Annotated in this window: 6 protein-coding genes and 1 pseudogene; 5 read left to right on the top strand and 2 right to left on the bottom strand. The window is 50.7% G+C overall.

Annotated elements, in window-relative coordinates:
- Window positions 1–244: 244 nt before the first annotated feature.
- Complete coding sequence (locus tag L691_RS0117210; protein ID WP_025691668.1) at window positions 245–1,552, bottom strand: helix-turn-helix domain-containing protein; 1,308 nt, start codon at window positions 1,550–1,552, stop codon at window positions 245–247.
- Window positions 1,553–1,752: 200 nt separating this feature from the next.
- On the opposite strand from L691_RS0117210, the gene L691_RS0117205 reads away from it, so the two are divergent.
- Genes L691_RS0117205 through L691_RS0117185 form a run of 5 tightly spaced genes read left to right on the top strand, consistent with a single transcriptional unit; the run spans window position 1,753 to window position 6,262 of the window.
- Window positions 1,753–2,742, top strand: coding sequence for a hypothetical protein (locus L691_RS0117205; RefSeq protein WP_156934265.1), 990 nt, complete (start codon window positions 1,753–1,755; stop codon window positions 2,740–2,742).
- A 25-nt stretch (window positions 2,743–2,767) separates the two neighbouring features.
- Window positions 2,768–3,760 (top strand): hypothetical protein, encoded by a 993-nt coding sequence (locus L691_RS0117200; RefSeq protein WP_025691666.1) that lies wholly within the window; start codon window positions 2,768–2,770, stop codon window positions 3,758–3,760.
- The gene (locus L691_RS0117195) at window positions 3,757–4,764 is read left to right on the top strand and encodes a glucose-1-phosphate thymidylyltransferase (protein WP_025691665.1); all 1,008 of its coding nucleotides are present in this window, start codon (window positions 3,757–3,759) and stop codon (window positions 4,762–4,764) included. The genes L691_RS0117200 and L691_RS0117195 overlap by 4 nt, the downstream gene beginning before the upstream one ends.
- The gene (rfbC, locus tag L691_RS0117190) at window positions 4,761–5,324 is read left to right on the top strand and encodes a dTDP-4-dehydrorhamnose 3,5-epimerase (RefSeq protein WP_025691664.1); all 564 of its coding nucleotides are present in this window, start codon (window positions 4,761–4,763) and stop codon (window positions 5,322–5,324) included. The genes L691_RS0117195 and rfbC overlap by 4 nt, the downstream gene beginning before the upstream one ends.
- Entirely contained in the window at window positions 5,321–6,262 is a 942-nt protein-coding gene (locus L691_RS0117185) for an NAD-dependent epimerase/dehydratase family protein (protein WP_025691663.1), read from the top strand. The genes rfbC and L691_RS0117185 overlap by 4 nt, the downstream gene beginning before the upstream one ends.
- 481 nt (window positions 6,263–6,743) lie before the next feature.
- Here the strand turns inward: L691_RS0117185 and L691_RS32910 are convergent.
- Window positions 6,744–7,347 (bottom strand): annotated as a pseudogene (locus L691_RS32910) (CDP-glucose 4,6-dehydratase); the annotation flags it as partial.

The raw sequence follows: 7,347 nt of genomic DNA, 5'->3' as shown, positions 1-7,347 counted from the left end.
TGTTATTCCTTATTTTGGGTAATCAACAGGCGTGCTAAGTTTAAATATTGATTGGCAGATCCAGCAACAGAACTGAAAATCCAAGTCATAGACACTTGAGCGCTTTGAGATAAGGACTACTTATATTCAAACATAAAAAGCACGGCACCCAGCAGGTCCATGCCTGATAGCCAATCGTTTAGTCAAAGATCAGCTTATTTGTCCCATATGTTTTTTCATAATCCGCTTTCAAATGAAGACTCCCCTAAACCGGCTTCTGAACATGCATAAATTCTTTGATCAAATCGCCGAAATAAGTCTCGCTGTTAGTCTTGGAGGACAGTTCAAGCGCCTTCAGGCAGCTTTCCATACCTTGTTTCATTTTTCCCCGCCGGACACAATAGATGGAATATTGAATGGCAAAACGCAGCCGCCGCTCCATATTGACCACATCCGTGAATTGATCGAAGCCGGAAATCGAGTCGGTAAATTCATTTATAATCCAATCTATCGAAAAATGATATTTATTCGCGGATTGAACGATTGTAACCAGCCCGGGCAGAATTTCTGCCGGGTGACTCCGCAAAAAATCAACGTAGGCTTCTAGCGTCTCCTGACGGCCCATCAGGATGTCTTGGGTATAAGAATTCGCCATGGCCCATGATTTGTATTTTAGAATCTCTTGCTTATCTTCATCATTTATCGGTCCCAGCCAACTCAGATCGGCGTAACAGTCAATCGCTTTCCTGGCTTCTTCGTATCTGCCCATTTTTTGCAGCGCGGTCGCTTTGCAAAGGTAACCCTGTCCATAGTAACGTATTAACGATTTTCGCAGCCGAATCGGCTCTCCTTCGGAAGAACTTAAGAATCTCGTTTCATCTTTCCGCTCCCTATAAACTGTGTGGGCCAGGTCAATCAACTCATCTGATAACATTTCAAACTGTTTCCAATTATGTACGGAAAAATAAATTCGAAGCAATTCAACCAGCGCTTCAAGCCGGTATTCCACCGGCAACCAACTTCGGTAAGGCTCAAACTGCAAAGCCGCCCGCAAATTGGCCTCCATATCCTTTCCAATGGCGATCTGAAACATCCGGTAATGGCTGATGGCCAGACGCTCGGAGTTGTTGTATTTTTCGCTTTCAATCACGCATCGGTACAATAATTTGGAAGCATCCCGGTATCCCTGTTCGTACATCTGCTCCGCTGTAGCGAAAATCTCCCCGATATGGGACAAGTTGTCCAGCAGCATTTCGAGCACTTTTCCAATACAATCCAGCTTCCCCGTCTCAGCGCAGCGCAGCAAAAAAGGCTTGAGCCGCCGCCAATGCGGAACAGCTTGAATAAAGCACTCCTCCGCATAAAGACTGTAAAGCTCCCCTTCGGGCAGCCCCATGCCTTTGGTTATCAAATCAAGCTCGCGTACGGATATTTTACGGGGCGGATTTCGGTTGATGATGGCGCTCAAGGTTCCCCGATTGACACCGGCCTGCTCCGCAAAACTCTGCATGGTAAGTCCCTGCTCCCGAATATAGGTTTCCATTTCACATCGGATCGTAGCATTGCTGATCAACAGAGTCACCTCCAACAAGACATTTACTAAACATCCAAATATTAGTATATCACAATACTAATCTATTACTCGCCAGCGGTCAATTAATAATCCTTGAATTTATTAGGAGTCCATCCAGGGAGACAGGCGCCGTGCCGGTCTACGCATTTAACCGATATACTGCAGTATTCGGATTCCAGAATAAGGAGGATGATCCACCCGTGATTATCGGAACAGTTGTTAATGCGTCCGGATTAGCCCAGGCCAGGCTGATGGCAGGCTCAGTCAAGCGGCAAATGCCTTACGCCAAAGTTCTAGTCTGCCTAGTAGAAGAGAGCCCGGTGGGACCGCTGCCGGACATTGACTGGATTTTTACGGCCAGACAAATTTCCGGCTACATCGGATTTCATGATTTTGACAGATATATATTCAAGTTTAACTCCCTCCAATGCGGTACGGCAATGAAGGGACAGCTGTTAACCTATCTTCTTGAAGCCTTTCCGGCTGAAGAGCATATTGTTTATCTCGATCCGGAAATGTATGTGTTTAAGCCGTTTCACGAGATCGAACATATGCTTAGCTACTATGATGTTGTGTTAACCCCCCATCACCTGGAATCATCGGACGCCTGGGATTGTTCCCGCGAAATCGGCACGCTGCAGGACGGCACCTTTCACAGCGGTCTTGTGGCCGTGAAGAACAGCTGCGAAGGGCGTAATTTTGCAAAATGGTGGATGACGATCATTGCAGGCGATTTTGGCGGACAGCCAAGCGGAATTTTTACCGATCAGCCTTATTTGAATTTCGCTCCGGCTTTTTTCAATGCGGGCGTACTTCGCCATCCGGGATATAGTCTGGCATTCTGGAATCTGCATGAGAACGACAGAAACCTCTTTCGCGCCAGCGAAGAATACTGTCTAACCAACCACACCCCTCTTCGCTGCGTGAATTTCAGCAACTTTTTGGGACTGCTGGACAGCTGTATAGACACCTATATTCCCCATGACGGGGCTTATAGACAAATGTGGAACGAATATAAGCAAACTTGGGCTTGGCTGTCTCTTCAGCATCCCGCCCTGCCTTGGGTCTACGACTACTTTTACAGCGGGGAGAAGATTGCCGATGAGACCAAATTGCGCTATAGAGCGGCAAAAATAGACCACTTCGTTGAGGCGAACCCCTTCACGCTTTCAAACCACAGTGATTTCTAATCCACATTATGATAGGAGGCGCTCCATGATTATTTGTTCGGTGACCTGTGCCGATAACCTGCACGAAGCAAAAATGATGGCAAGAGCAGCCAAATACCACATGCCGTATGCCCGGGTTGTCATCTGCCTGATGGAACGGACCATTCATCCGGCGGCATATAATGTGCCGTGGTTTGATGAGGTCATTCTTGCCAAGGATCTGGGAATTCCCCGGTTTGAAGGAAGTATTTTTAAATACAGTCTGCTTGAGGGGGTAACCTCCATCAAACCGGCGTTTCTCCGTTTATTGTTTGACCGGCATCCGGAGGAGATGAATGTCGTATTCATGGATACCGACATCATCGCCTATGCTCCTTACGACGATCTGCTGGCCGCCCTGGAGCATCATGATATTCTGTTATCCCCTCACCGGATCGAACCTAACGGCCAGCCTCTTGGTTATCTGCACCACGGTATTTTTAATACCGGCTTTCTGGCGCTTCGGCGATCGGAGGAAACGATGCGCTTTCTGGAATGGTGGGGACAGCGGCTGTACAGCTACTGCTATTATAACGCTCCCTTTTTTGTCGATCAGAAATGGGTAGACCTGGCCCCGGCTTTATTCAATGTCACAATATGGAAGCATCCGGGGTATAACGTCGCCGCGTGGAACCTGCATGAGCGCTGCCGGAAGATTGTCCGGGAGGAGAATGGGCGGTATTGGCTGGAAAATAATGTTCCCTTCGTATGCTATCACTATTCCGGATTGCACGGGATGCTGCAATATTGTATGAACGAGTGGATTCCCGACCGTGGAAACCCGTTGTACCGGCTGCTTCAGCTCTATTTGGAGGAGATGGATACGATGGGGAAAGAGGAACTCTCCAAGGTCCCCTGGAGCTATGACTATTATCTGGACGGCAGCCCGGTTACCGCAGAAGAAAGGAAAGCCTACGGCAGCGACGCTCAGGCTTTTGAGTCAGGCCGCGATCCCTTCCAGTCCAGATACGGCTCCCGCGAGGGAGACGGAGGAATATGAAGGGGCTGATTGTCTGCGCCGGAAAAGGCACCCGCCTAAGACCGTTTACGCTCACCAGGCCGAAAACGCTGCTTCCTGTCGCCAATAAACCGATTCTGTTCTATGCGATTGAAAAGCTGGCGAAAGAAGGTATTCATGAGATCGGCATCGTGATCCATCCGTCCCAGGAAAAGATGATTCACGGCGCCGCTGGCAGCGGGGAACGATTCGGGGTATCCCTGACTTATTTGTACCAGCAAGTGCCGCGGGGCATTGCGGACGCGGTGGCCGCAGCCGAGGATTACATCGGACAGAGTGATTTCATTCTGCTTCTCGGCGACAATCTGATCAAAGAACCGCTCAAGACGCTGATTGACCAGCTGGAGCAATCGGCGGCCTGCATCCTGCTCACTCACGTGGAGAATCCGCAGCAGTTCGGTGTAGCCGAAATCAATGAAACCCGGATTATCGCGCTGGAAGAGAAGCCGCAATTCCCCAAAAGCAATCTCGCGATCGTCGGCAGCTATGCCTTTAAAGCTGGAATTTTTGATTATATCCGGGCCTTGACGGTCTCTGACCGGGGAGAGCTGGAAATAACGGACGCCATACAGCGGTTGATTGACAGCGGAGAAAGGGCTGCCTATGCGATAACCCGGGAGCACTGCTCCGACGTAGGGACCTCAGAGCGTTGGCTTGCGGCCAACAACTGGATGATGAATGAGCTGTACGGAGAAAAGATCAACATTTCCGGGGAATCTACACTTGTCAATTGTACGGTTCAGGCTCCAGTGGTCATCGGTCCCGGCTGCGTATTCAAGAACTGCACGATCGGCCCCTATGTTTCGGTCTTGTCCGGAGCCCGTTTAGAGGAATGCCATATTGAGCACAGCATTCTGCTGCGGGATGTCACAATCAGCAGAACCGGCGAGACCGTCATTGCCGGCATTCTTGGCGATGAGGCGAGCATCATAGGCTCCTCCGCTAAAGGACCAATCGCCCTTAAGATCGGAGGGGATCAAGGATGAAGATTATTCCAAGAAGGCTGGAAGGTGCGTTTGAAATCCAATTGTCTCCGCTTAGCGATCACCGGGGGCAGTTTATGAGAACCTATGACGAGTCCATCTTCGTCTCTTACGGCATCCATCGCCACTGGATTCAGGAGAATCAATCGGTGTCGGTCCGCAAAGGGACGATCCGGGGATTGCATTTCCAATATTCCCCCTGTTCAGAAGCCAAACTAGTAAGGGTCGCTACTGGCGCCGTGCTTGACGTATTTGTAGATCTGCGGATAGGCTCCCCGACCTTCGGAGAATGGGACAGCATTGAGCTGTCCGAAGACAACCGGGCGATGATCTATATTCCACGCGGCTTCGCCCATGGTTTCTGCACGCTGTGCGATCATTGCATCGTACAGTATAAAGTAGATTCGAAATTCTCTCCCGCAGAGGATGGCGGCATCCGCTGGAATGATCCGTTGGTCGCTGTGAAATGGCCGACGGAAACGCCGATTCTCTCTGAAAAAGACAAGAATCTGCCTACGCTGGAGATGTTCATTTCGCAAAATAAAGGGCTTGATTCGGTATGAGATATATAGTCACCGGAGCGGGAGGATTTATCGGAAGCTCTTTGTGCGAGCAGCTTCGCCGGGAAGGCCATGAGGTGGTACGGATCTTCCGCAGCCTTCCGGAGCATGCAGCCGATGCCGGAGCAGCCTATGAGGATATCGCGGCGGATGTGATCTCGGACGGATTTCCCGGGCTCAGCACCTGTGGGGATGCCGTTATTCATCTGGCAGCCGCCAACGATATCGTTTCCAAGAATGGCCGGGAAGGAATTAAGCTCTCCTTGATCGGGACCAAAAATGTGCTGGATTTTGCCGTAAACAACAAAATACAGCAGATGATATTCTTTTCGACTATACAGGTGCTCGGATCGGAACTCCAAGGGATGATCACGGAAGAGTCGTCAGTCCTTCCTGAGAACGATTATGCCGCCAATCATGCGGTAGCTGAACTTTATACGGAAATGTACGCAAGAAAAGGGCTGCTGCGAGCGGTCAGCATCCGGCCGACGAATGTGTACGGCCACTTTGCGTCTCCGACCATCAACCGCTGGAGCCTGGTTCCGGCCTGCCTGTGCAGGGAAGCATTCTTTAACAAGACCATTACGATTCGCTCCTCGGGAAGACAAAGAAGAAACTTTGTTAGTGTTGACACTGTGGCCAAGGTGACAAGCGCCGTGCTGGCGAACTTCCCGGCTTCCTACGACACGCTGAATCTCGGCTCCCCATTTCATATGACCATTCTGGAAGCTGCACAAAGTGTAAAGGAAGTTCACGATGAAATGTACCCCGATCCGGTTCAGCTGCTCGTTCAAGGGGAGGAGCCCCGGCAGGAGAACCGGTTCGAAATAACCCTGCGGAAACTGGAAGACCGGTACGGATTCAAGGAACACCTGGGGGTCGAGGATTTCCGCAAGGAGATCCGCCTCATCTTCCTCAGCCTGGAGCGTTCAGCTCAATGAGCGTTAAAGGGCGGGGCTGCCTTCCTTATTCAAAATTGCAAAGAAAGCTAAGAAGCCAGCAAGCCTTTCGGTTGTTGAAAGACTTGGCTGGCTTCTGCTTTTTCTAGGAATCAGGGCAATCGCTCCGACATCAAGAGACGAGGTCAGATTGGCCCTCATTTTAGTTCATCGCGATTGAAAAACAATTAAAGTGCATCTTTTTTCTGTCAAAAACGTTGATTCGCAGGGAAGACCTACGAATTTACAGGAATTTGGGGCTCTGCTGACTGAAGTTGAGGCTGTACGGGAAAATAAGTGTATTTTTGCAGGCTCGTTATCGAACATATATTCTCATATAACCAAAAGATGCATAATTTCAGGCATTCTGCGCTATCCGCTTCCATTCGAGCAGCACCGTCTGCCGGCCTAAATCCCATCACAAAAAAGGGCATCCCACCAGCCCTTTCCATGGCTTGCGGGACACCCAACAACCTCTCCTGAATCAGCCACCCGCCTGCTCAAACATCCTAATCTGTGCGCGGCAGAGCTCCAGCAGGTCTTCCCTATTCAAATAAGCCTTATACCAGGCGGCAGTCTGAGCCAAGGCGGAATCCAGATTCCATCTGGGACGCCAGCCCAGCCGGGCCTTAGCCTTGGAGCAGTCAAGCTTCAGCGCGGCGGCTTCATGAAGCTTACCATCAGGCACAACCTCATAAGCCGCTCCCTCTCCCCATAAACGGCAAAAACGGCTGATCACCGATTCGACGCTCTGCGCATCCTGCTCCTCCGGCCCGAAGTTCCAGGCTTCCGCATACCGCACTCCTTCTTCATACAGCCGCTGAGCCAGCAGCAGATAACCGCCAAGCGGCTCCAATACATGCTGCCAGGGGCGTACCGAGTGCGGACTTCGAATGACCAAGGGAACTTGATTGCGGAAGGCTCTGAAGCTGTCCGGGATCAGCCGTTCACCGGCCCAATCTCCGCCCCCGATCACATTGCCCGCTCTTGCGGACGCCACGGCCACTCCATGCTCCTCATACCGGCTGGGGTTAAAAAAGGAATCCCGATACGAAGCGGTGACGAGCTCGGAGCAGGCTTTGCTGTTG

It is taken from the genome of Paenibacillus zanthoxyli JH29, from assembly GCF_000520715.1.
Lineage (GTDB): Bacteria > Bacillota > Bacilli > Paenibacillales > Paenibacillaceae > Paenibacillus_AQ > Paenibacillus_AQ zanthoxyli.
This window is presented reverse-complemented; position numbering and strand designations above follow the sequence as displayed.

Bases quoted from the DNA above. Each gene is read 5' to 3' on its own strand.
- L691_RS0117200 (WP_025691666.1), top strand. From the start codon at position 2,768: ATGATTATTTGTTCGGTGACCTGTGCCGATAACCTGCACGAAGCAAAA.
- L691_RS0117195 (WP_025691665.1), top strand. From the start codon at position 3,757: ATGAAGGGGCTGATTGTCTGCGCCGGAAAAGGCACCCGCCTAAGACCG.
- rfbC (WP_025691664.1), top strand. From the start codon at position 4,761: ATGAAGATTATTCCAAGAAGGCTGGAAGGTGCGTTTGAAATCCAATTG.
- L691_RS0117185 (WP_025691663.1), top strand. From the start codon at position 5,321: ATGAGATATATAGTCACCGGAGCGGGAGGATTTATCGGAAGCTCTTTG.